The sequence below is a fragment of the Limnobacter thiooxidans genome, assembly GCF_036323495.1.
Classification (GTDB): Bacteria; Pseudomonadota; Gammaproteobacteria; order Burkholderiales; family Burkholderiaceae_B; genus Limnobacter; species Limnobacter thiooxidans.
In genome coordinates this window covers 3267810-3291461 of the sequence record NZ_AP028947.1, presented here as the reverse complement: position 1 = coordinate 3291461, position 23652 = coordinate 3267810, and the positions used below count along the sequence as shown (strand labels likewise).

21 protein-coding genes are annotated in these 23652 nt (G+C 54.5%); 14 read left to right on the top strand and 7 right to left on the bottom strand.

Features of this window, described 5'->3' with window-relative positions:
- The first annotated feature begins 37 nt into the window (after positions 1-37).
- The 10 genes from RGQ30_RS15005 to RGQ30_RS14960 all read left to right on the top strand — a co-directional run bounded on the left by RGQ30_RS15005 (position 38) and on the right by RGQ30_RS14960 (position 10715).
- Positions 38-694, top strand: coding sequence for a cupin domain-containing protein (locus RGQ30_RS15005; protein WP_130557457.1), 657 nt, complete (start codon positions 38-40; stop codon positions 692-694).
- A gap of 94 nt (positions 695-788) precedes the next feature.
- A complete protein-coding gene (locus RGQ30_RS15000) occupies positions 789-3203 on the top strand; it encodes a PKD domain-containing protein (protein WP_338284543.1) in 2415 nt (804 codons plus the stop codon).
- A gap of 55 nt (positions 3204-3258) precedes the next feature.
- On the top strand, positions 3259-5520 hold the full coding sequence (locus RGQ30_RS14995) for a heavy metal translocating P-type ATPase (protein WP_130557459.1): 2262 nt from the start codon (positions 3259-3261) through the stop codon (positions 5518-5520).
- Positions 5521-5676: a cbb3-type cytochrome oxidase assembly protein CcoS gene (gene ccoS / locus RGQ30_RS14990; protein ID WP_130557460.1), complete on the top strand. Its 156-nt coding sequence runs from the start codon at positions 5521-5523 to the stop codon at positions 5674-5676.
- 128 nt (positions 5677-5804) lie between these two features.
- Entirely contained in the window at positions 5805-7250 is a 1446-nt protein-coding gene (gene ccoN / locus RGQ30_RS14985; protein ID WP_130557461.1) for a cytochrome-c oxidase, cbb3-type subunit I, read from the top strand.
- An 18-nt stretch (positions 7251-7268) separates the two neighbouring features.
- Positions 7269-7910, top strand: coding sequence for a cytochrome-c oxidase, cbb3-type subunit II (gene ccoO, locus RGQ30_RS14980; protein ID WP_130557462.1), 642 nt, complete (start codon positions 7269-7271; stop codon positions 7908-7910).
- Between the two features lie 12 nt (positions 7911-7922).
- A complete protein-coding gene (locus RGQ30_RS14975) occupies positions 7923-8102 on the top strand; it encodes a CcoQ/FixQ family Cbb3-type cytochrome c oxidase assembly chaperone (protein ID WP_130557463.1) in 180 nt (59 codons plus the stop codon).
- A complete protein-coding gene (gene ccoP / locus RGQ30_RS14970) occupies positions 8099-9037 on the top strand; it encodes a cytochrome-c oxidase, cbb3-type subunit III (protein ID WP_130557464.1) in 939 nt (312 codons plus the stop codon). The genes RGQ30_RS14975 and ccoP overlap by 4 nt, the downstream gene beginning before the upstream one ends.
- 17 nt (positions 9038-9054) lie before the next feature.
- Positions 9055-10476: a cytochrome c oxidase accessory protein CcoG gene (ccoG, locus tag RGQ30_RS14965; RefSeq protein WP_338284542.1), complete on the top strand. Its 1422-nt coding sequence runs from the start codon at positions 9055-9057 to the stop codon at positions 10474-10476.
- Between the two features lie 14 nt (positions 10477-10490).
- Entirely contained in the window at positions 10491-10715 is a 225-nt protein-coding gene (locus RGQ30_RS14960) for a FixH family protein (RefSeq protein WP_130557465.1), read from the top strand.
- Between the two features lie 2 nt (positions 10716-10717).
- Here RGQ30_RS14960 and fnr read toward each other — a convergent pair whose 3' ends face one another.
- Positions 10718-11473, bottom strand: coding sequence for a fumarate/nitrate reduction transcriptional regulator Fnr (gene fnr / locus RGQ30_RS14955; RefSeq protein ID WP_338284541.1), 756 nt, complete (start codon positions 11471-11473; stop codon positions 10718-10720).
- 109 nt (positions 11474-11582) lie between these two features.
- Here fnr and hemN point away from each other — a divergent pair, with 109 nt between their 5' ends.
- Positions 11583-13013: an oxygen-independent coproporphyrinogen III oxidase gene (gene hemN, locus RGQ30_RS14950; protein ID WP_130557466.1), complete on the top strand. Its 1431-nt coding sequence runs from the start codon at positions 11583-11585 to the stop codon at positions 13011-13013.
- Positions 13014-13700: a sulfite exporter TauE/SafE family protein gene (locus RGQ30_RS14945; protein ID WP_130557467.1), complete on the top strand. Its 687-nt coding sequence runs from the start codon at positions 13014-13016 to the stop codon at positions 13698-13700. It begins immediately after the preceding gene.
- A gap of 9 nt (positions 13701-13709) precedes the next feature.
- Here the strand turns inward: RGQ30_RS14945 and RGQ30_RS14940 are convergent, their stop codons facing one another.
- Positions 13710-14369, bottom strand: coding sequence for a GNAT family N-acetyltransferase (locus RGQ30_RS14940; RefSeq protein ID WP_130557468.1), 660 nt, complete (start codon positions 14367-14369; stop codon positions 13710-13712).
- Between the two features lie 57 nt (positions 14370-14426).
- Here RGQ30_RS14940 and lipB point away from each other — a divergent pair, with 57 nt between their 5' ends.
- Together lipB and lipA are read left to right on the top strand one after the other, a co-directional pair.
- The gene (lipB, locus tag RGQ30_RS14935) at positions 14427-15134 is read left to right on the top strand and encodes a lipoyl(octanoyl) transferase LipB (RefSeq protein ID WP_130557469.1); all 708 of its coding nucleotides are present in this window, start codon (positions 14427-14429) and stop codon (positions 15132-15134) included.
- 38 nt (positions 15135-15172) lie between these two features.
- Positions 15173-16156 (top strand): lipoyl synthase, encoded by a 984-nt coding sequence (gene lipA / locus RGQ30_RS14930; protein ID WP_420915146.1) that lies wholly within the window; start codon positions 15173-15175, stop codon positions 16154-16156.
- Here the strand turns inward: lipA and RGQ30_RS14925 are convergent.
- The 5 genes from RGQ30_RS14925 to tssM all read right to left on the bottom strand — a co-directional run bounded on the left by RGQ30_RS14925 (position 16083) and on the right by tssM (position 23638).
- Complete coding sequence (locus RGQ30_RS14925; protein WP_130557470.1) at positions 16083-16484, bottom strand: hypothetical protein; 402 nt, start codon at positions 16482-16484, stop codon at positions 16083-16085. The two genes, lipA and RGQ30_RS14925, sit on opposite strands and share 74 nt — an antisense overlap.
- Positions 16485-16783: 299 nt before the next feature.
- On the bottom strand, positions 16784-17791 hold the full coding sequence (locus RGQ30_RS14920; RefSeq protein ID WP_130557471.1) for a putative solute-binding protein: 1008 nt from the start codon (positions 17789-17791) through the stop codon (positions 16784-16786).
- A gap of 77 nt (positions 17792-17868) precedes the next feature.
- Positions 17869-19551 carry a serine/threonine protein kinase gene (locus RGQ30_RS14915; protein WP_130557472.1) on the bottom strand — a complete coding sequence of 561 codons (1683 nt, stop codon included), beginning with the start codon at positions 19549-19551 and terminating at the stop codon, positions 17869-17871.
- Positions 19548-20174: a type VI secretion system-associated protein TagF gene (gene tagF / locus RGQ30_RS14910; protein ID WP_130557473.1), complete on the bottom strand. Its 627-nt coding sequence runs from the start codon at positions 20172-20174 to the stop codon at positions 19548-19550. Before tagF ends, RGQ30_RS14915 begins: the two co-directional genes overlap by 4 nt.
- Positions 20171-23638: a type VI secretion system membrane subunit TssM gene (gene tssM / locus RGQ30_RS14905; RefSeq protein ID WP_130557474.1), complete on the bottom strand. Its 3468-nt coding sequence runs from the start codon at positions 23636-23638 to the stop codon at positions 20171-20173. The genes tagF and tssM overlap by 4 nt, the downstream gene beginning before the upstream one ends.
- Positions 23639-23652 lie beyond the last annotated feature (14 nt).

The window sequence follows — 23652 nt, the reverse complement described above, 5'->3', positions numbered from 1 at the left end:
AGAATCACTCCATCGCAGTAACACCCCGAGCAGCACCATGAAACTCAACGCCGATTTGTCCCAACGCGCAGTCGTCAACAGCAACGATGTGGCCTGGGTCGCCTCACCAGCCCCCGGCGTGTGGCGCAAGCCCCTTGAGCGTGATGGTGGCGAAGTGGCTCGGCTCACCTCCATTGTTCGCTACGACCCCGGCTGCGCCTTTCCAGAACATGTGCATGGCGGTGGCGAAGAATTCTTTGTGCTTGAAGGCACCTTTGAAGACGAGTTCGGTGCCTACCCCGCTGGCACATTTGTCAAAAACCCGGTGGGTACGCGCCATTCTCCAAAATCCACGGAAGGTTGCACCATCCTGGTCAAGTTGCAGCACATGCGCGCTGAAGACCAGGAAGCCGTGGTCATCAACACCCACGAGGCGCAATGGCGCCAAGGCTTGGTACCAGGTTTGAAAGTGATGCCGCTGGACAGTTTCGAGACCCGCCACACGGCCTTGGTGCAATGGGCACCCAATACCTTTTTCAATATGCACCGCCACATGGGCGGCGAAGAAATTTTCGTGCTTCAGGGCGTATTCTCTGATGAGCACGGCGACTACCCCGCAGGCATCTGGATTCGCAGCCCGCATGCCAGCGTGCACACACCTTTTTCAAAGGAAGGTTGCACTATTCTTGTCCGAACAGGCCACTTGATCGACTGATTGTGTCAAATCAGAGACTTGTCTCTTAGTGGTATTTACCTCATCTCGAACGCAGACGCACTGGTATCAGTTCAAAACTTACTGGGCTGTCACCATGTTGTACAAAGCGCGTTTGTGTTCAATTGTTTTATTGATGTCTGTACTCGCAGCTTGCGGCGATAACAACGAAACCACTGCAGTTACCAGCGTTGACGGTCAGGAGAATCAGCCAGTATTGAATGCCAGCGAAAACCTGCAGGCCGCAGAGCGAAGCGTTGTTGAGCTGACCGCGACAGTGCAAAGCCAGGATCAAAACGCAGTGGTGGCCTATGCCTGGTTTCCCACCAATGAAGACAAGGTGTTTTTTGGTGATGAAGGTCGGTCAAACGAGTCGGTTCTGTCGCTGAAATTGCCACAGGTCAATCAAGACACAGTTGTCGAATTTGTGGTGCAGGCACAGTTCTCAGACAACACCGTGCTTGAAGATCGCGTTGAAATTGAAATCCGGAATACATTCGAGAATGCGCTACCCATTGTCAAGGTTGCCGCAACGCCTGTGCAGTCGGACAACCGCTTGTTGGCCAGCGCCTGTGAATCGACAGACACTGACGGCACCATTCAAGGTTACCAATGGCGAAATGAAACGCTGAAAATCACCTACGAAGAATCTGGCTGTAACTTGAATGTACAGCTTCCAAATTCCCCCGAGTCAAAAACTTACACATTCCGCGCTGTTGCGACTGACAATGAAGAAGGGGTGGGTTTCACCCTGTTTGAGGTGACCACGCCCGATCGCTCGGTGAACACGGCACCTGTCATTCAAAATGCCCGCGCATTGCCTGAGCCGGTTCGTCCGGGCGAAAGCCTGAGTCTGCAAGTCAGCGCAACAGATGCAAATGGAGACGCCCTGTTTTACAGGTGGGCTCAAACGGGCGGTGCCAGTGTGCAACTGGTGAACGCGGACAAAGCCAGCGCACAGGTCTTGATACCTTCTGATTTGGCAAACCAGGCACTTACTTTTCGCATCGAAGTTTCTGACCGCGAAAACTTTTCGATCAGCACAGACCAACGCGATGTAGTCGCCAATGTCAGGGCCAATACCGATCAAACCGCGAGTTTGCTGGATTGTTTGCAAGCCCCCACCCGATCTGGATGCCCTTTGGCCGGGTTGCTGGCCACGCCTCCGCTTGGCACCGGTCAACCCGGTGGTCAGCAAATCTCGGCTGGCCAGTGCACGCCATTTTATGGTGGTGGCGTAAACGGGCTTGGTTACGCCCACTTGTTAGGCGCCATGCATGAGCACACTGCGTATTCCGACGGACAAGCCAATACCGACCCACTCCAGGTGTATCAGCAAACCCGTGAGAGAGGCATGGACTTTGTCATGTCCTCGGATCATTCAGACAACTTGGCCATTCCCTTGGCACTCCCAGATACATCCAATTGCACAAGCAATCCCTTGTCGTGCTTGATCTCTGACCCCGACAATCTCGGCAACAGTTTGAGCAAGTGGCAAAGCACATTACGCCAGGCGAACCAGGTCACGGGCGAGTCCCTTGGCCTGTTTACAGCCATGCGTGGCTTTGAGTGGACTTCAGACCGTTTTGGTCATGCCAATGTGTACTTGAGCAAGAACAACATCAATGCCAAAGCGGGTCCAGGTTACGTGGTTTCCATGGATTTGTTCTGGCAGTGGTTTGTGTTGTCACCGCAGTTGGGTGGTGGTGGCGATGGGTTGATGGTTTTCAATCATCCAGGCCGTGAAGATGCCATCCACAGCGTGCTGTTACAGATTGGCGAGGGCTTGGGGCAGGCCACACGCATGGCCGGTGCCTTGAATGCGTTGAATGTGTTTCGGCAAGGCGATCCAGCGTATGCGTTCAATGACTTCAAATACATTGCACCCGCTGATTACCGGGTGGTGGGGCTGGAGGTGTTTGGCAAGGGTGATGAATATGACACGGATGGCAAATTTGGCTCGTGGTACGGCCATGCACTGGACAAAGGTTGGTACTTGGGGCCGGTTGGTTCTGAGGACCACCACGCCACCGACTGGGGTGGAAGTTCTTTGCCCAAAACAGTAGTCATTGCCCGAAACAACACACAGGCTGAAATTCGCGAGGCATTTCTGGCCCGCCGTTTTTACACGGTGGCTCAGCAGGAAAATGCACTGCGGATCCGCTTTGACGCAGTTCAGGGTGAACAGCGACATCCAATGGGTTCCAGAATCGGCACGCGCAATCCCACGGTACAACTAGAATTTGATGTCCGTAGTGTGGATCCCCTGGACAGTTTGCAGGGCGTGTCCGTGGAATTGTTCAGTTCCCAGTCAGGGCCATCAAGGAATTCGCAGATGAATTATGTTCCTCTCGCAGCGCAGCCTGCAAAAACCGGGCAATTCAGCGTGGCTCCTACAGAGGGAAAAAACTGGTATTTCCTGCGAGTGAAACGCGGTGACCGCATTGTGGCAGTCAGTGCGCCGATTTGGGTTTTCCAGGGTGCCAACCCCTTGCCGGAGTGCGTATTGTGATCAACCCTTGATTTGTATCAATTACAGATCAGCGGTGCATGGGTAGGATGCAATCATGAATTCATCCACGCCCATTTCAGAAGACGACCTTGGTTCCCGGCAGGTGCGTCGAGCAGACGGCCTCTGGGAAGGTATTGCCCGCGTCAGTGGCATGGACTGTGGTGCTTGCGCGGTAGAACTTGAGCATGCCGCAAGGCAGATTGAAGGCCTGAATGAATTTTCGGTCAACCCGGCCAGCAGCCTCGCCCGTTGGGCTGCCAGCACGCCACAGGCTATTTTGCAGATGGCCACACGAGCGCGGCGCCTGGGCTACTCGCTTGGGTCGGATTCAACAAATTGCAGCCAACAACAGGCCTTGCGAAATCGCAAGGCCGCACGGTCGCGCTTTCTTCGTTTTCTGGTTGCTGCGTTGTGCATGATGCAAATCATGATGTACAGCGCACCCGAGTATGTCTATTCCCCTGCTGAAATCGGCATCGCTGAAACCGGCCTGTTGCGCTGGGCCCAATGGGTGCTGGCCTTGCCCCTGATGCTGTACAGCGCGGCCCCTTATTTTCGCCGGGCCTGGGTGGCGGTGTGGCAGCGCCGTTTGGTGATGGATCAGCCAATTGTGCTGGGTCTGATGCTTGCGTTTGCACTCAGCAGCCTGAACCTGAACAACCTGTCGCACCATGTCTGGTTCGATTCCATTGCCATGCTGCTGACCTTGTTGCTGTTGGTGCAAATGGGGGTAGAAAATCAAACCGCCCGTGCCTTGCAGCATTTGTCAGGATTGCAGCCTGACTTGCCTCTACAGGTTGAAGTACCGGATGGCCCTCTCTGGAAGACCATGGCGGTGGCTCAACTGGCCGCTGGGCAAATGTACCGTTTGAACGAATCCCAGGCTGTGCCCGTTGACTCGGAATTGATCGAAGAACACTCCGAGGTGTGGGTGGATGAAGCCATGCGAACGGGTGAGGTTGATCCTGTGCTGAAAAAGCAGGGCGATCTCATCCAGGCCGGCAGTCGACTTCTCAGTGCGCAAGCACACTTGCGTAGCCTGCCCTTGGCTGGTGGTGACAGCCTCACCGCCCTGGGGCAGTTGTTGTTGCAGGCGCTCGCAGCAAAACCAGGTCATCAAGACAAGGTCGACCGCCTGTTACCCTGGTTTGTATTCGGGGTGCTGTTGTGTGCGTTGGGTACAACCTTGTATTGGGCTGTTTACCGTGCACAGCCCGAGGTGGCCGCCAGTGCAACCCTGGCTGTGCTCATCGTGACTTGCCCTTGTGCCTTGGCCTTGGCGCTGCCGCTAGTTCGCCTGTTTGGCATTCGTCGGCTGGCTGACCAGGGTGTGCTGGTGCGTAACCCGCAAGCTTTGGATACCCTGGCGCAGGTCACGGTGGTGGCCATGGACAAAACAGGCACGCTCACCCGTGCCGATTCAGTGCAGGTTCGCCACCAGGCCCTTGCGGGTGTTCCTGAAATTCTGGATGCGCGCCTGCTCAATGCCATTTGCATGTTGGCCCGAAAATCGGTGCACCCTGTGTCCAAAGCAATTGCGGCACATTTGTTTCGTACCCTCAGTGCCCAAGCTACGCCAGTGCAGTGGTTGCAGTTCGAAGAACAGGCAGGTGCAGGTTTGTCCGCCCTGTTTCAACTGGATGGAAAGCTTGTGGAATTGCGATTGGGCTCGGTCGCGCATTGTGGTCTTCTGGATGTCAAGAATACGGACAATCAAACACTCGCCTGCTGTACGGTGAACTTCAATCCAGGTTCACTTCAGGCCTTGTCTTTCTCGATCAATTTGCAGGCCGATCATGCCTTGATACCTCAAATGTTTGCGTTGAAAAAGCGGGGTTTGAGCTTGAACCTGTTGTCGGGTGATCAACCCGAGGCAGTCCGCCACTGGATGCCCAAACTGCCTTTTTCCGCGCGTCTTGGTGGCATGGGACCAGAGGACAAAACCCAATGGATTGCTCACCAGCAGGCCACTCACCAGTGCGTGGCCATGGTGGGCGATGGCCTGAATGACAGCGGTGCATTTGCCCGGGCCGATGTGTCTTTTGCGGCAGCGGGGGCCTCCACCTTGAGTGCCGGGCAAGCTGACTTTCTCTTGCTGCAACCCGGTGTGGCGGGTGTGCTGGACGCTTTTACCACTGCACGCCTGGTCGAGAAGGTGGGTCGGCAAAACCTGTTTTGGGCGCTGGCTTACAACGGTATCGCGGTGCCTGTGGCGGCCATGGGTTTGCTGAATCCCTGGATGGCTTCAGTCGGTATGGGACTGAGCAGCCTGCTCGTATTTTTCAATGCCTTGCGTGTCAAACAGGGAAGGGGATAAATGGACATCCTGTTTCTCTTGATTCCCTTGAGCCTGGTACTGGTGGCCGCAATTGGCATTGTACTGTTTTGGGCGGTGAATACTGGCCAGTTCGAGCTGTCCTCACGGGAAGCTCTGCACATTCTCGAAGACGACGACAGCCCCAGTGGTGGCTGATTGCTTGATCCAAAATTCCCCCCACAGTTCATCCACCCTGCAGTTGCTTGATTTAGATCAAGGCGGCTTTGTGCGTTTACGCACACACTGAATACTCCAAATATTTCCATTTTTTCCCGGAGGCACCAGTGGCCCATCAACTTCAAAACGACTATTACAACTACAAAGTTGTCAGGCAGTTTTCAATTGCCGCCATTCTATGGGGCGTGATCGGCATGGCTGTGGGCTGCTGGATTGCAGCGCAACTGGCCTGGCCTGAACTGGGTCAAGGTATTGAGTGGCTGAGCTACGGCCGCCTTCGCCCCTTGCACACCAACGCCGTGATTTTCGCCTTCGGCGGTTGCGCATTGTTTGCAACTTCCTATTACGTGGTTCAGCGCACCTGCAACGTGCGCATCATTTCCGACAAGCTGGCCGCCTTTCATTTCTGGGGTTGGCAATTGGTCATTGTGGCCGCTGCAATTTCATTGCCACTGGGTTTCACCCAGGGCAAGGAATACGCCGAGCTGGAGTGGCCAATCGACATTCTGATCACACTAACCTGGCTGGCCTACGCCGCCGTGTTTTTCGGCACGCTGGCCATTCGCAAGGTGAATCACATTTATGTGGCTAACTGGTTTTATGGCGCATTCATCATTGCGGTGGCACTGCTGCACGTGGTCAACAGTGCGGCCATTCCGGCTGGCTGGATGAAAAGCTACTCGGTGTATGCCGGTGTTCAAGACGCGATGGTGCAATGGTGGTACGGCCACAATGCAGTGGGCTTTTTTCTGACCGCGGGCTTTCTGGGCATGATGTACTACTTCATCCCCAAGCAGGTCGGCCGGCCGGTGTATTCCTACCGCCTGTCCATCGTGCACTTCTGGGCGCTCATTTTCACTTACATGTGGGCAGGCCCTCATCATCTGCACTACACCGCGCTGCCCGATTGGACTCAGTCGGTCGGCATGGTGTTCTCGCTGATTCTTCTGGCCCCCAGCTGGGGCGGCATGATCAACGGCATCATGACCTTGAGTGGGGCTTGGCACAAGCTGCGTGACGACCCGATTCTGCGCTTCCTGATCGTGTCCCTGAGCTTCTATGGCATGAGCACGTTTGAAGGTCCGATGATGGCCATCAAGACAGTCAACGCCCTGAGCCACTACACCGACTGGACCATTGGCCACGTGCACAGCGGTGCGCTGGGCTGGGTGGGTTTCATCTCGATGGGCTCGCTGTACTACCTCATGCCCCGCCTGTTTGGCAAAGCAGAAATGCACAGCAAGGCGGCTATTGAAGTGCACTTCTGGATCAGCACCATTGGCATTGTGCTGTACATCGCAGCCATGTGGATTGCCGGTGTCATGCAGGGTTTGATGTGGCGGGAACTGAACCCCGACGGCACTTTGGCCTACACCTTTGTGGAAAGTGTCAAAGCCACTTACCCCTACTACGTGGTGCGTTTTCTGGGTGGGTTGTTGTATGTCAGCGGCATGGTCATCATGGCCTGGAACTGCTGGATGACAGCAAGGGACGGCCGTGCAGTCCAGGCCAAAATTCCAGCCTTGGTGTTGAACACACCGGCCCACGCTTGAGTTCAATTGGGGACACACATGAAATTCTCACACGAAAAAATTGAAACCAATTCCTGGCTCATGCTGGTGCTGGTGTTGCTGGTCATCAGCGTGGGCGGTGCGGTTGAAATTGCCCCCCTGTTTTTCCAGAAAAGTACCATGCAGCCTGCACCGGGCGTGGTGCCCTACAGCGCCTTGCAATTGGCGGGCCGCGATGTGTATTTGAAAGAGGGTTGTTACAACTGCCACTCGCAAATGATTCGCCCGTTCCGCGCAGAAACCTTGCGCTACGGTCCGTTTTCAACGGCTGGTGAATTTGTTTACGACCATCCCTTTCAATGGGGCAGCAAGCGCACCGGGCCCGATCTGGCCCGAGTTGGCGAACGTTATTCCGACGAGTGGCACCGCATTCACTTGAACAACCCACGGGACGTGGTGCCTGAATCGAACATGCCTGCCTACTCGTGGCTGGACAGAAAAAAACTGGATGGCGAGGCACTGGTGCAGCACATGCGTGCGCTGAGCAAAGTGGGTGTGCCTTACACCGAGGCTCAAATCAACGCAGCCCCGCAGGATGTGGCAGGCAAAACCGAACTGGATGCACTGGTGGCTTACCTGCAAGGCCTTGGCGTGCGCAAGCCCGAGCCAGCCCCCGTTGCTGCCTTCACCCCCGGACACTAGGAGAACCCAAACATGGACATGATCAATGATGTGAATTTCTGGCGTGAGGCCATCACCGTGGGTGCGTTTGGATTGTTCGCTGCAATCACGGTGTGGGCTTATAGCCGAAAGCGTCACAGCGAATTCGCTGAAATCAGCGATTACGTGGTGCAGGACGACGACACAAGCGGTTTCGAAGTGAGGACAAAATGAGCGACTTTTTCTCTGCGGTGGTGCCATGGATTGTGGCAGTGGTCACCTTGCTGGGTGTGCTGGCTTGCGGGGTTTTCCTGTGGGTTCAAGCCAGCAAGAAACTGAAAGTCAGCCTGGACGAAAACACCAATTCAACCGGCCACGTGTGGGACGAGGACTTGAAAGAACTCAACAACCCCATGCCGCGTTGGTGGATGGGCCTGTTCTACATCACGGTGGTGTTTTCGCTGGGTTACCTGATTTATTACCCTGGCCTGGCAGCGTTTGAAGGTTCGAGCCAGTGGACCTCCACAGGCCAGTACAAGGCCGAACGTGCAAAAATTGAAGCCACTGCGGCGCCCCTGTATGCCCGTTTTTCCGCGCTGAGCATGGAAGAAGTGGCGCGCCACCCCGATGCCTTGAGCATGGGGCAACGCCTGTTCCTGAACAACTGCGCGCAGTGCCATGGTTCAGACGCACAGGGTTCCAAGGGCTTCCCCAACCTGACTGATTCAGACTGGTTGCACGGTGGTGACCCTGAAACAATTCGTGTGTCCATCGTTGAGGGTCGCAAGGGCCAGATGCCTTCCATGCAAGCCGCAGTGGGCGGTACTCAAGAGGCGCGCGCCGTGGCCCAGTATGTACTCAGCTTGTCAGGGCGCAGCAACAATTCCGTGCTTGCCCAACTGGGCCGTGAAACCTACAAGAATGTGTGTGCTGCCTGTCACGGTGCGGATGGCAAGGGCAACACGGCCTTGGGTGCGCCCAACTTGTCGGATCGAACCTGGCTGTACGGTGGTACGGAAAAAGCCATTGTGGAAACCATACGCAATGGTCGAAACGGAAACATGCCTGCCCACGGTACCTTGCTGACAGCGGAGCAAATCCGCGTGTTGGCCAGCTATGTGTGGCAACTCTCGAATGTTCCTGAAAAAACCAGCGCCTTGGCGCAATAAGAGTGGAGCAAGTGCCCGTGGCTACCCCCTCACAAGAATGGATTCTGATGTTTCAGGCCGACCAAAAGGTAGTGCCCAAGTCGGTCTGGGGGCGGTTTGCGCGTTCCCGCTGGGTCATGGTGTGGTTTACCCAGCTGCTCTATTACGGCACAGCATGGCTTCAATACAACGGCCGCCAGGCATTGCTGTTTGACCTCGACACTCGCCGGTTTTTTCTGGGCCCGCTGGTGTTCTATCCCCAGGACTTCATTTACCTCACGGGCCTGCTGATCATTGCCGCGCTCAGTCTGTTTCTGTTCACCGCAGTGGCCGGGCGGGTGTGGTGCGGTTATGCCTGCCCTCAAACCGTGTACACCGAAATATTCATGTGGTTCGAGCGCAAAATCGAAGGCGATCGCAATGAAAGACTGCGCCGCGCAGCCGGCCCGTGGACCGCGGAACGCAGTTCTCGCACCTTGGCCAAGAATGCCGTCTGGATTGCTTTTGCTGCGTTCACTGGTTTCACTTTCGTTGGCTACTTCACACCCATTCGGGAGCTGACCCACGAGTTGATCACCTTCAGCATCCAGCCGTGGGAACTGTTCTGGATCGGTTTTTACAGCCTGGCCACTTTTGGCAATGCAGGCTTCATGCGTGAACAGGTCTGCAAGTACATGTGCCCCTATGCCCGTTTTCAAAGCGCCATGTTCGACAAAGACACCTTGCTGGTGACCTACGACGAACAACGCGGTGAACCAAGGGGCAGCCGCAGTCGCAAGGCTGAATTGATACCGAACAAGTTAGGTGCTTGTGTGGACTGCAACCTGTGTGTGCAGGTTTGCCCCACCGGCATCGACATCCGCAAAGGTCTGCAATACGAGTGCATTGGTTGCGCGGCCTGCGTGGATGTTTGCGACCAGGTCATGGACAAAATGGGCTATGCACGTGGCCTGGTCCGTTACAGCACCCAGAACAGTGTGCAGCAAGGCTGGAGCGCAAGCCAAATGCTGCGCCGCGCTTTCAGGCCGCGCGTATTGGTGTACACCGCGGTGGTATGGATACTGATTGCCGCCATGGCCATGGCCATTGTGGCCCGCGACGACCTTCGGGTGGATGTGGTGCGCGATCGAACAGTTAACTACCGCTTGGTTGAAAACGGTCAGATCGAGAACGTGTATCGCCTGAACCTGATGAATGCCAGCGAATACACTTTGCAAGTGCAAACCAGCCTGCTGGGTGACAACACCGATGTGAAAGTTGTGGATGGACAGGCGCTTGTGTTGAACCCCACCGAAAGTCGATGGGTGGTTGTGCATGTGCAGGCCGATCCGGATTCGGTACACGCTGGTTCAAACCCAATCACATTCAGAATTGAAAGCGCCCGGCTTGACCAGGGCCGCCCCTTGTCTGAAACCGTTGAGCACATTGATGAACCTGCCGTTTTTCTGGCACCCCGCTAAGGAGTACACCGCTCATGAAGCAAACCGCCTTGAACAAAACCAACGACTCAATGATGAAACACCCCTGGATGTGGCTGGTGCTCGGCTTGCCAGCCACCGTTGTGGTGGCCGGGTTTGCAACCCTGTGGATTGCTGCATCGGATCCGCAGGCCATCGTGGTTGAACCCCACACCAAATCAGGTTTTACAGTGGAGCAGGCCGCGCCGGTTCAGCCAGCCGAGGCTCAGCGACAACAGTAAGCTCAGTGTGCTTTACCAGTGGCCAGGTTTTGAAGCAGTGTGTGATTCAGGATAGTCAGGTTTTTCTGGTCAATCTTGATCAACTGGTCTTTTTGAAGTTTGCTGAATGTTCGGCTGACCGTTTCAATCTTCATGCCCAGGTAGCTGCCAATTTCCTCGCGGGTCATGCGCAGCACCATCTCGCGGCTTGAAAAGCCGCGCGCTTTTTGCCGCTCGGTCAAATTCAACAAAAATGCAGAAAGGCGTTGTTCGGCACGCATGCTGCCCAACAACAGCATGGCGTTTTGGTCTTTCACGATTTCCCGGCTCATGATTCGGTGAAAGTGCATTTGAAGGGCATGAAATTCCTGCGCCAGCTCATCCAGCCTGGAATAGGGGATGGTGCAAACTTCCGAGTCTTCCAGCGCAATCGCTTCGCACATGTGCTGGCCAGTCCCCAAGCCGTCCAGGCCCAGCAATTCGCCAGTCATTTGAAAGCCGATGACCTGGTCGCTGCCGTCCTGATTGTTGACCAGTGTCTTGAAGGTGCCGGTTTTGACTGCAAAAAGGGAATTGAAATGTTCGCCGGTGCGAAACAGGTGTTCACCCTTGAGCAGCTTGCGCCGCAAACTCACCAGCTTGTCCAGGCGCTCAAGCTCCTCCGGTTTCAAGCCAACCGGCATGCACAAATCCTTCAAATTGCAGTTGGAGCAATTCTTTTTCAGTTCCTGAAGTGACACTGTGCAAGCGGAATTCAACATGTCGGTTTGATACACCATGAAGTAAGGGGTATCCAGTCATTCTACGCAAGCCTTGATACAGATCAAAGCAGTAAGAGTCGTTGTACTTCAGGATGGAATCAAATAAACGTCAAACAGGACGCATTCCATGTCAGCAACCGTTATCCAGTTCAACCCCGCACCCGGCATCAGTAGTAACCAAAGACCCAAGGTCGACCTGAACGATTTACTCACCCGCCATGATGTGCCGGGCCCGCGGTACACCTCGTATCCCACTATCGATCAATGCACTGAATCTGTGGGCGTGGGTGCGCTGGAAGATGCGCTGAAAGGGCGTTGCCTTGGGGGGCTACGCCGCCCCATGTCGCTGTATGTGCATGTGCCGTTTTGTGAATCAGTGTGTTACTACTGCGCCTGCAACAAGGTCATCACCCGCAAACACGACCGTGTGTCCCATTACCTGAATTGTCTTGAACACGAGGCAATGCTGATTGCCAAAAAGGCCGCGGGCAACCTGACCCCGGTCACCCAGTTTCACATGGGTGGGGGCACACCTACTTTTTTGAATGACAAGGAATTGCTGGGCCTGGTACAGGGGCTGAAAATGGTGTTTCCATTTGCAGCCAATGCTGAAATGTCCATTGAAGTAGATCCCCGCACCGTGGATGAAAACCGCTTGCTCAGCCTTCGCAGCATCGGCTTTAATCGCATCAGTTTTGGCGTTCAGGATTTCAACTCGCTGGTGCAAAAGGCTGTACACCGGGAGCAGAGTTTTGAGTCGGTGGAAAGCCTGGTCAAGGCTGCACGCCGTTTGGGTTTTGAATCCATCAACGTCGACTTGATCTACGGCTTGCCCAAGCAAAACCCCGAGCGATTTGCCGAAACACTAGATCAACTGGTCAGTCTTTCCCCTGACCGCGTGGCGCTTTACGGCTATGCCCATCTGCCAGAGCGGTTCAAGCCCCAACGGCGTATTCACAGCGAGGACCTGCCCGACGCTGCTGGCCGTGTGGCATTGCTGGCGCAGGCGATTGAACGCATGCAGGGTGCCGGCTACGACTACATTGGCATGGATCACTTTGCAAAACCCCAAGATCCGTTGGCTGTGGCCAAAAGGCAAGGGCGCCTGCACCGCAACTTTCAGGGTTACACCACCCAGCCCGATGCCGACCTGATTGGCCTGGGGGTCAGCGCAATCAGCAAAGTGGGGTCTGTCATGGTGCAAAACACCCGCGAACTGGATGCCTATGAAGACGCCCTGTCAAGGGGGCACCTTGCCCTGTTTCGCGGCCACGAGTTGACCCGGGATGACATCATTCGCTACAGCGTCATCATGGGTTTGCTCTGTCAGGGGAGCGTTCAGTTCCAGGATTACTCTCAATCACACTGGATTGAATTCGAGTCGTATTTTGAGAAGGAACTTGCCCAGCTTCGCCAGTTTTCCGAGCAAGGCTTGCTCGACATGGATGAGCAGGGCATTGAGGTCACGCCCCTAGGCTGGTTTTTCGCAAGACCCATTGCCATGGTATTTGATCATTATCTTCACCAGCGCTCTAGCGGGCACAGCAAGGTGCTTTGAATGGTCAGCCTGTCACTGCTTGCCTCCGCCTTGGCACTTGGGCTGTTGGCGGTCCCCCACTGCGGCTCCATGTGCGCGTGCCAGTTTGCAGCGCCCTGGCTTGAAAAGCCCATGGCCTTTCAATCGGGCCGAACATTGACTTATACCGCAGGTGGTGCCCTGGCTGGTGGCGTGTCATCCAGTGTATTGGGCTTGGCAGCCAGCGGTGCGCGTGTATTTACGGCACTGAACTGGATGTTGATGGTGATACTGTTCTTTTCTGCCGTGTTGCTGCTGTGGCGTGGCCAGCCTTTGGGTGCACTGGTGCAGCAGCGCATCCATTTGTCGCCTGCATTGCAACGGCGAATTGGCATGGCGCAAAAAGCCAGTGCAGTCAATTCACTCAAGGCAGGCCTGTTGTGGCTGTTCATGCCATGTGGCGTGTTGTGGGCTGGCTTGATGCTCGCTTACCTGGCCGGTAGCCCTTTTCAGGGCGCATTGGTCATGGCGGTATTTGCGTTGACCAGCGGCACGGGTTTGCAATTGTTCAGCAGGTTGCGCCAAACCTTGGCAACCCAGGTGGGCGACCAGTTGATGATGCGTTCAAGTGGCGCGGTCATTTTGCTGGGAATTGGTTTGATGGTGGGCAGGCAGGCGGGTTGGGTTCCCACACCAGTTTGGCTGCAAGGTTTGGGTTTTTGTCTTTGAATTGCAGATTTACAATTCTTCAGCCCAGCGACGAACCTGGTTCAATGAACCTTTGAACAAATGATCAATGCCAGCCAAGTGCTCATCCACAAATTCACGCACCATGGAACCGGTGCTGGCCGGTTCAACGCGCAAGTGGGCTTCGCACTGACCATCCGCCGTGCTCACCCGCATGTTCAGTTTGTGCGCAATCCGCAGCATGGCCTCGTTGTCCATCAAGGTATAGATAAAGAGCATCTCGATGCCTTCGTTGCGGGCCCGGCGCAAAGCCCGTTGAAACAGCAGTGTTCCCAAACCATGGCCGCGCATCTGTTCGTTCAAGGACAAACCCAGTTCAGCCCCCTTGGGCGCCTTGCTGCCTTCGGGTGCATTCAATGCAGCCAGGTGCACTACGCCCAGCAACACATCATCCCGGCCAAAAATACCAAATACCGAATCACGCTCAAAATCTATGCTGGCGGTGTACTTGGCAATGGCTGCGTCGCCCAGCGCATAACTGAAGCGCAAACGGCGGTCGGTTTCACCCAGGGCCAGCAAATGTGCAAGAATCAGGGGGCGATGCGAGTCGTCCAGTTCCACAATAGGCACTTTGGATAAGCCCAATACGGAAGCAGCCCGACGCCCAAGGACGCTGGGAATATCAAACCATTCAATGGACTCTGACGACATTTTGTACTCAACCGCTTGTTTGTAAAAATCTTTGTAAAAACCGGAAATCTCAAAAACATGATCCCCCAGGAAGAAAGCGCACCGCAAGTTATCAACTTGCAAGTTGGAGGCTCTATTCAAATTCAGGAACTGGGCCTGGTCGACTATTTGCCCACCTGGGAGGCTATGCGAAATTTCACAGATGCCCGCACAGAGCAGCTCAGCGGGCTAATCAGCGACCAGATCTGGATATGTGAACACCCGCCGGTTTTTACCTTGGGCCTGGCCGGAGACCCTGCTCACATGTTGCAGCGCAGCAACATTCCCTTGGTCAATACCGACCGGGGTGGGCAAATTACCTACCATGGCCCGGGCCAAATCGTGGTGTATCCACTTCTGGATCTTCGACGATTCGGTTTAAAGGTTCGGGAATATGTGCAATTGCTGGAACAAGCCATTATTGACGCCTTGATCGCGGTCGGTGTGGCAGATGCCCAACGAAAACCCACAGCCCCCGGTGTATACACCCTGCAGAATGGTGAACTGGCCAAAATTGCCGCCCTCGGGATCAAGATCCGAAAGGGCTGTGCCTATCACGGCTTGTCCCTGAACGTTGACATGGACCTGACCCCTTTTCAGCACATCAATCCCTGTGGATACCAAGGGTTGGAAACCGTGGATTTGAGCTCGATTGGTGTTAAAATTTCACTCCATGATATGCAGGTGCATCTGATGAAATATCTGATTCAGCATCTTGAAGCCGCGCGAAGCGCAGTGGCAAAGTAAACAAAAAGCCGGCCTGTCGCTGGCCAGGGAGCAAAAACGTGTCTGAGATCAATGAAAAATCCGCCGTCGCCAAAGAACTGAGTGCGGTCAGCGATCCGACCATCAAGCAAAAAGCTGCTGCCAAAACTGCCCGAATTCCCATCAAGATTGTGCCCGTGGAGCAGTTGAAAAAGCCCAGCTGGATTCGTGTGAAGGCGGGCTCACCCTCTACACGTTTCTATGAAATCAAGGAAATTCTCCGCGAACACAAGCTGCACACCGTGTGCGAAGAAGCGTCTTGCCCCAACATTGGTGAATGTTTTGGCAAGGGCACAGCCACCTTCATGATCATGGGTGACAAGTGCACACGCCGTTGTCCATTCTGCGATGTGGGCCATGGTCGCCCCGATCCGCTCGACGAAAATGAACCCCTGAATCTGGCCAAAACAATTGCCGCCCTGCGGCTGAGCTATGTGGTTATCACGTCAGTCGATCGCGACGACCTTCGCGACGGCGGGGCAGGGCATTTCGTTGCCTGTATTGAAAAAACACGCGAACTGTCACCCAACACAAAAATTGAAATTCTGGTACCCGACTTCCGAGGCCGCCTTGACCGCGCTTTGGGTATTCTGAATGCCGCGCCTCCAGACGTCATGAACCACAACCTCGAAACCACCGAGCGCCTTTACAAGGAAGCCCGTCCTGGTTCCGACTACAAGCATTCATTGAAGTTGCTGCAGGAATTCAAGAAAGCCCACCCAGGTACGCCGACTAAAAGCGGCATCATGGTGGGGCTTGGCGAAACGGATGAAGAAATACTGCAGGTCATGCGCGACATGCGCGACCACCAGGTCGACATGATCACCATTGGTCAGTACCTGGCACCCTCAGGGCATCACCTGCCGGTGCGCCGCTATGTGCACCCCGACGTATTCAAGATGTTTGAAGAAAAAGCCTATGAAATGGGTTTCACGCACGCCGCAGTTGGCGCGATGGTTCGTAGCTCGTATCATGCTGACGAACAGGCCCACGGACTAGTTTGAATGAGGACCGTTTTGCTGTGACCTCGGCCTGTTTGCGCTTCAGCCAAGCCCGTTCAATGTCCACTTCAACCCGTTTCATGTGGCGGATAAATGCGTAGCGAGCCAGTATGCCCAGGCTGAATGCACCGCAAACTGAATAAGCCACAAACACAATCATGTAAGGAAACAGCGCTGCCGTCTCAAGCGCGTGCAGCACGGAACTCAGTACATGAATTGAATCCAGAAAAATCAGGGTCGATACACCAACCAATAGGGAAGCTGAGACCTGTTTCATTTGACGAATAACCCAAAGCCGGGTCTCAAACTGTTTTAACTGTGACGTGTTCATGGCTTTCTCGCTGTTTGTGGGATGGCGTTTGCCAACCCATTGTTACTGCGCGAATTGTCCAGTTAGTAATAGTTTGGGTCTATAGAGAAATTGCCACGAAAAGACAGCAATATTATGGTTTTTGTGTAAATGAAAGTTAATTTTGTAAATTGGTGGCTACGGGTTGAATTTAACATTTTTGAAATTGGTGTGAATCTTGTTGTTTCTGGACTGTTTTATGCCTGAAAAACAACAGGTTATAAAACAGCCCAAATCGCGGATGAGGTTTTTGATCTTTTAACAAGCGTTTGACTGTTAAATCAAAGTTCCCGCTTGTCGGCACATTCGCCCAAACTACCGTCCAGTCTGCAACGAATACGCTTGAGGATTTTCATCATCTCGGGGTCGTAGAATCCTTCCGTAGTCATCTGAATGCGAGATTCCCGCATCAGGACATCGTATTTTTCCCGGTCCCCGGCAGGGATATCCAGCCACACGCTGGCAGGTACTGCCTTTTCTGAGGTGTCCACCAAGGCGATCGCACGGTCAAACTGCTTTTGTGTCCACTCCCTCGACTTTTGCCCAAATCCAGCCGGGAAGCTGTCTTTCTTGATCAGAATGTTGGCGGTCAGCTGCACCAGCGGAAACCGGTAAATTCCACCTTTCGTACCAATGCCCTTGTAAAGTTCCAGGGGTTGATAAGCAATGGTGGGTGCGGCAATGATGTCCACCTGCCCGTTGTTGAACTTGGTGCCGAAATTGATGACCTCGCTGGACACGGGCTGTGCACCAAGCTGTTGGACCATTTTGGCCTGGGACTTGTCGTAATCCAGTACTGCAATTTTTTTGCCTGCGGCTTTTTCAACGGAGTTGATTGCGCGGTCATTCACCATCACGTAGGCAGCGCCGATTGGCAAAATACCAGCCACCTCGAACAAGCCCGATGTCATTTTGTCGGCCAGCTTTGGGCTGCCCATCAACTCAATCACTGTGCGCAGGTGCTTGTAGGTGGGCACGGCGCCAATCGAATCAATGCTTCCAACGAACTTGTTGAATTGCCTGCCACGCAGCGTGGAAATTGCAGCTGCATCGCATTTGCCCGTCTTGAAGTCTTCTGCAGCAAGGCGTTCGTCCACATAAGCTTCCAGCTCAATGGTGGCCCCCCAACCTTTTGCGGCCACGGCGTAATCGCGCGCCTGTGCAAAAGCCGGCCCACTGCGCCCGGCAATGTCGAAAATGCACATCTTGGTGGTGGCAGCGTAAGCTGAAAAGGGTGTGGCCAGGCAAGCGCCCAGCAGGGTCAATGCTGCTGCAGTTTTGGTTTTCATGTCGTCTCCAGAATTTTGAGCTTTTTATGTAATGTTTTGAATAACATCGTGCCCTATGAATTTATTCTACAGAATAATCAATCCATTTCTTCAACTGAAAACCAGCCAGCGGCCATTTGATCCCTGCAACTTGTTGAACTGCACGGGCTTGTTCCTTCCAGATTTTGCACCGAATGTTCGATCAGGCCAAATCCGTAATGATCCTGAAGTTTCAGGTGTGCGTAATCCCGAGCTTGTTCAGTGACCACAATCAGGAACTGGTTCAAGCCTTCAGGGCCTGCTGCCTGAATGGGCTCATTCGCTGGCGGCAACTCAAGCAACTGTCCTGACTCTATTCGAATGGCGGGCACTCGCGCGTTTGGCAGCAGTTGAATCAAGGTGTTGTCTGAAGATCTTACGTACACCGCCACGTACCCTGAAATGGGCGAAACAATACCAAACCGAAGCAGGTCTTCACCAATTTTTAAAACGGTTTCTTTGGGCTGAATTTCCAGCGCAAAGTGGGTACGGTTCAACACGGCCTGAAAAGCGCCATACACATCGGGTGACGCTTTCGACATGGCACTGGTTGTTTCCTCGTTGGGCAACGTCTCCGGTGAGGGCTCCTTTGCCGATGAAGTTTCAGAAGGTATCAACACCGGTTGTTCAACCTGCGTGCCGGTTAAAATCCATGGCAGCGAAATCAGGATCAACACACTCAACAGGCCTGCGCCCGCTGCACAACGCCAGTACTGTCCGTATTCCTGTTTGTTCTGTCGGCTATTCACAGGGCTTGCAAGGTTGGGCTGTAACTTATCCCCTTGCGTGGGTGGACTGAAAAGATCCAGCACATCAGGCTGCTGGTTCAACAAGGCCTCACGAAATTGCCGCATGCATTGGGTGCGCTCTCCGGGTTGAACGGCCAAGGCGCGGTCCACCGCCTTTTTCAAAGCCGTACTGAATGGCAGGTTTTCCTGCTCCACCAGCGGCGTGTAGCTGTCATTGACCATCCGACCGACCGAAGACGGGGGTGTTTTACCGGTCATGAGAAAATGAGCAACCGCAGCCAGTGCATACACATCGGTCCACGGCCCTTGGCTCAGAGAAGGCAATTCGGCGTATTGTTCGATCGGCGCGTAGCTCGCCTTCAAAATAACGGTGAAGGGTTGTGACACATGGCCGATGGCACGCCTTGCTGCGCCAAAGTCCAGCAGAATCGGCAGGCCTGTGTTTTCCTGAATAATGATGTTTTCCGGCGAAATGTCCCGGTGATAACACTGCTGCTGGTGCATCACCTCAAGCGCCTCGGTCAATGCAACCAGCCAGGGCACAAGTGTGCTTTCTGCCAGTGGTTCCTCTTGCTGTTCATGATGTTGCTTGAGGGTAATGCCCCGGTACAGTGGCATGACCATGTACGCTGTACCACTCATTTCCCAAAAGCGGTAAACCTTGACCAGCGCTGCGTGGTCGAACTGGGCCAGCAAACGGGCCTCATTGATGAAGCTGCGCATGCCTGCATCAAAGGTATTGCGATGTCGCTCATCACGAACCTGAACCTCGCCAGTGGGTAATCGCATCGCCAGCGTGCCCGGCAGATATTCCTTCAAGGCCACCTGCCTTTCCAGCATGGGATCCCAAGCTTCATACACAATACCAAAGCCACCCAGGCCGATGATCCCCCGGATCTCGAAGCCCTCGATCAGAGCACCTACAGGCAAGGGCTGTTGGCCTGAGTTCCCACTCACCGCTGGGGCTGATTGAATGACTGTGTGGTCGTTCATGGTGTCAATGAACTTGGGGATATTCGCCCTAGCAATGCACCAAAGGCTTGTGTGCGTGGCAAGCCGTGGTGTTGCATCACCCTGGTGATCTGGCCTGCATGATCAATCCGGAACCAGTGGGTGCCTTCCCGTTGCACAGCCAGTGTTGTGCCCGGCCCGTGTTCAGCGCGAATTGTCGGCAGCCCTGAAAGCGCGTCGTTCAGTTTCAGCAGAGGCCATTCCTCGTTCAACGCATCAGCACACACCGTGTGGGCATGCAAGAACCAGTCAGCCAATTCTTTGCACGACAATTCCGTGCAGGTACTGCTGTCAAGCTGCTCCAGTAGTACAAAGGGAAACGCACGTCCTGCCTTGTCCACAGAGGGCATGAGCACCCCGACAACAAGCAATTCGCCCTGCGATGGCAGTGTATTGTGACCCAACACGAAGCCATGAATGGGTGTTTCAAAGTACGCCCGTATCCAGGCGGGGCCGTGTGAACTTGAGCCCGCTTGCATGGCCGTGCTCAACCAGTCATCCAGCTCGCTGAGCAAACAAATGCTCATGTTGTGACTGCAGAAATCGCCCACACACGGCAGTTTCCCAAACCAGGCGATGTTGCGTACTCGGGTCTGGTGGTTCATAGATTGCCCGGGCAACGAAACTGACGTAGCTCATGAAGACGCAAGGGGTTAAAAGCCGAATTCGCCAGTATTTCAAAATCAAACTGCTTGCCATCGAGTGTGAATTTCGCCTTGAATTTTTCAGGGCGCTCGGTGTTTTGAATCTGGCTCGCGTCGAACAGCCTGAAAAGCGCCCAAGGGCCCGAATAGGTTTTGTAAGAGCCTTCCGAAGCTCGTACACGAAGTGTGGCGGATGGGGATTGCCCACCCCATTGAATTCGATGATTGGGTTGAAACTGTCGTGAAAACATTTTTAGTTCGCCGTTGTTTTCCAGGTAGAACACATCGTCCGGATTGCTCGAATTCACCAGGCGCATTTCCACTTCAAAGCCTGGCGAAGCCTTGTTTCCTGAAAAGAACACATCCCGAATTCGGGCAGCCCTTTGAAACTGGATCAGGGACGGATTGTTTGCAGCTCGGGAGCCATCGCTGAGTGGTTTCAGGGTCCAACTGCCAGTGCCTGTGTCCACCAGGTTGGCCAGTCGGCTGGAAAAGAACTGGTCCATCAAGCCCGATGGGCCGAAAAAGCGTGCGAAATCGTCGGTCAGCACATCCAGACCTGACCCGGCATGGATGGGGTAACGATTCGCCACGGTGCGCTGACAAACCTCTTGCAGTGGTCGCAGGTCGGCCGTCAGGTTGGCCCGTTCTGCGGCTCTGCCTTGTGCGCTGCCTTGGCCTGCCAACTGCCCGACAATGGCGCGTACCGGTTCAGGCAGCAAACCAGCACCCACCTGCAGGGCGTCCATGGCTGCTGGCGGCGGTGGCGCTGTTTTGCTTTTTTTGGCGCTGGCCACAGCGGCAAGCTGTGCATACAGGTCATTCAGCAACGTCGACACTTGCGCATAGCTTGGTGGGTTGCCTTCGAACAGACCATTGATGTCGCTGAAATAATCATCAACCTGCTGCTCCAGTGGCACGTCGATATCCACGGGTTTGAAGTCTGAATCCGCCAGCAAGGCAGCGTTGCTTGACAGGCTTTGCGAAGCTTTTTGATTGGCCAAAGACTCCGCTTTGGACGCAAGCTGTGTCGATTGACCTGCCAGCCTGGTGTTCCCAGACACCCCCTCAAGAAACTTCTTCAAGGGCGATTGCGGTGAAGCCAGCACGCGGGCCAGATTAACCGCTTGGTCAAACTGAGTGGGGCGCTGAATTTCCACATCTTTCAAATAGCTGTCCCATGTATTGATGTAGTCCTCGATGTAAAGCTGGCGTGTTCGTTGAAGCAGGTTGTGGGGTTCGTCGTTGAGGGCTGCATGGCTGTCGCCCATGACCCAGCCAGCCTCCTTGTTCAAGCGTGCCGCTTCGGCAGGCAGGCTGGGCAGGAAATGACTGACATACGCTTCGCGCGTGAAAAAAGCATCGACACCCTGGTTCAGGGATTGGCCACTGGGTCGGGTGAACACAGCCGCCGCACTGACCCCCACGGTTTGAATCAGATTGAAATCGGGTATTGAACCGGGTTTGAAAAACCGCAGCATGCGTTTGTACAGACGTTGCTCCAGTGATTGCACGCCAATGGCCTGCCGGGCGGTATTGACCAGTTCAAGGTCAATTGCAGGCAACCCGGTGGGTGCGCCCAGCGCAATGGCGGCTTCCAGATGCGCCACCGCACGGGTTTTCAAGTCAGGTCCATAAGCAGAAAACACATTCTGTTTCCAGTCAAAAACCACCCAGCTGGCTAGCGCTTGCGCATCGAAATACTGTGGCGAATGGATCATCACGTAGGCTTTCAATGATTCATAGGCCAGTTCCATGTCCTGGTTCAATGACGCTCTAAGCCGGTCTTCAAGGCGTTTGGCCACATGGGGCATCAATGCTTCTGACAAGGCTCGCCGGTAAGCCAGTTGCTCGGCCTGTTGCAGTTTTACGTCCTGATTCAAACCCAAGTGGTAGGTCAATTCGTCCGGGCTTTGGGTGACCACACCCTGAAGGGTGTCCAATGCCCTGAACAGGGCTTGTAGCGAAGCTTGTGCCTCTGTGGGCAGTGCAGCAGCCTGCGCTTTCATGACGCTACTCCGATCAAGCGTTTGGGCCATGGCGTTACTGTTGTTGGTGTGGCTAAGCCACCAGCCTGCACAGAGCAAGCCGAACACCAACAGCGCAAGACCCAGGGTTGCGAAATAGCTCACTGTTGACAGCAGAGCCTTGCGTCTCACGTAGGCAGCCAGGTGTTGTTCTGCGAATACCACTTTCGACAACATGGCTTGAATGAAAAAACTTTTGCCCTGTCCAGCCGTGTTGGTATCCGCGTGGCGACTGGGTGTACCCATGCCCGATAAAATTCGGTCAAACACATTGCCATCCTGAGTCCCGCTGCTGAAGTAAACCCCACGCAGCGTAATGGGCTTCTCAAAGGGGCTTCCGCATTGAAGTGCCTGTAGCAAAACGTCTTCAATCGCCGGTTTCAACTGCGCCATGGCCAGCGGAAATTCAAACAGTTTGATCCTGCGATGTTCAAGCTCCTCTCGGTCCAGGCGGACATTCAACTGCTCACTCAGGCGGGCAATCATTTCGTTCAGTGCGTGTGGAAGGGTGTCTTTCAGGGTGATGTCAAGCAGGTTTGGGTGTTCAAAATTCACCCCCCAGGCTTGAGCACGTTCCTGTTCACTCAAGCGGCCAAACGTTTCCTTGAAGCCTGACAATAGATCCAGTTTTGTCACCAGTACATAGACGGGCGGGCACATGCCCAGTATTCGAATCATTTCCTGCAGACGCAGCGCAATTTTTCCCGCTGTTTCTCTTCTCTGTGCCGGCGAATCTAGCAGCTCGTGAATACTGAGCGTCAACAGAACCCCATTAACGGGTTGCCTGGGGCGGTGTTTTTTAAGTAAGCCCAGGAACGAATTCCATGCTGCTGCGTCAGTGGCCTGGTCGGAGTCCTGGGTAGTGAAGCGCCCAGCCGTGTCAATCAGCACAGCCTGGTCAGTGAACCACCAGTCGCAGTTCCGTGTTCCACCAACTCCCTTGATAGGGTCTTTGCCCAGGTTCTCCTGCAAGGGAAATCGCAAGCCAGCATTATGGAGCGCAGTTGTTTTTCCACTTCCGGGCGGGCCGATCATCACGTACCAGGGCAGCTCGTACAGGCCGGGTTTGCTCTGATACCAGGCCTTGCGCGATTGGTGCTTTTTTAGCGTGTTGACCGCTTCGGTAAAGATTTCCTGAAGCTTCGCAGACTGAACGCGGGCTTGTTCATCCTGTCGAGTCAAACCCACTTTCAGCGCCTGTTCGGCTTTCCTCAAGGTCCACCAACGCCAGCCCAGTGGGCCGAAGATCAGCAGCGCCATCAAAGCAATCAGTGCAAAGCGCGGCCAAAGCCCCTCCAGTGGTTTGTATTCACCAATGGACACGATGGGACCGACAAACCAGACAAGCGCAAGAAACCCGAAAAATGCCAGCAGGCAGAATACAAATCTTAAAAGCATGGTGAACTCAGGTG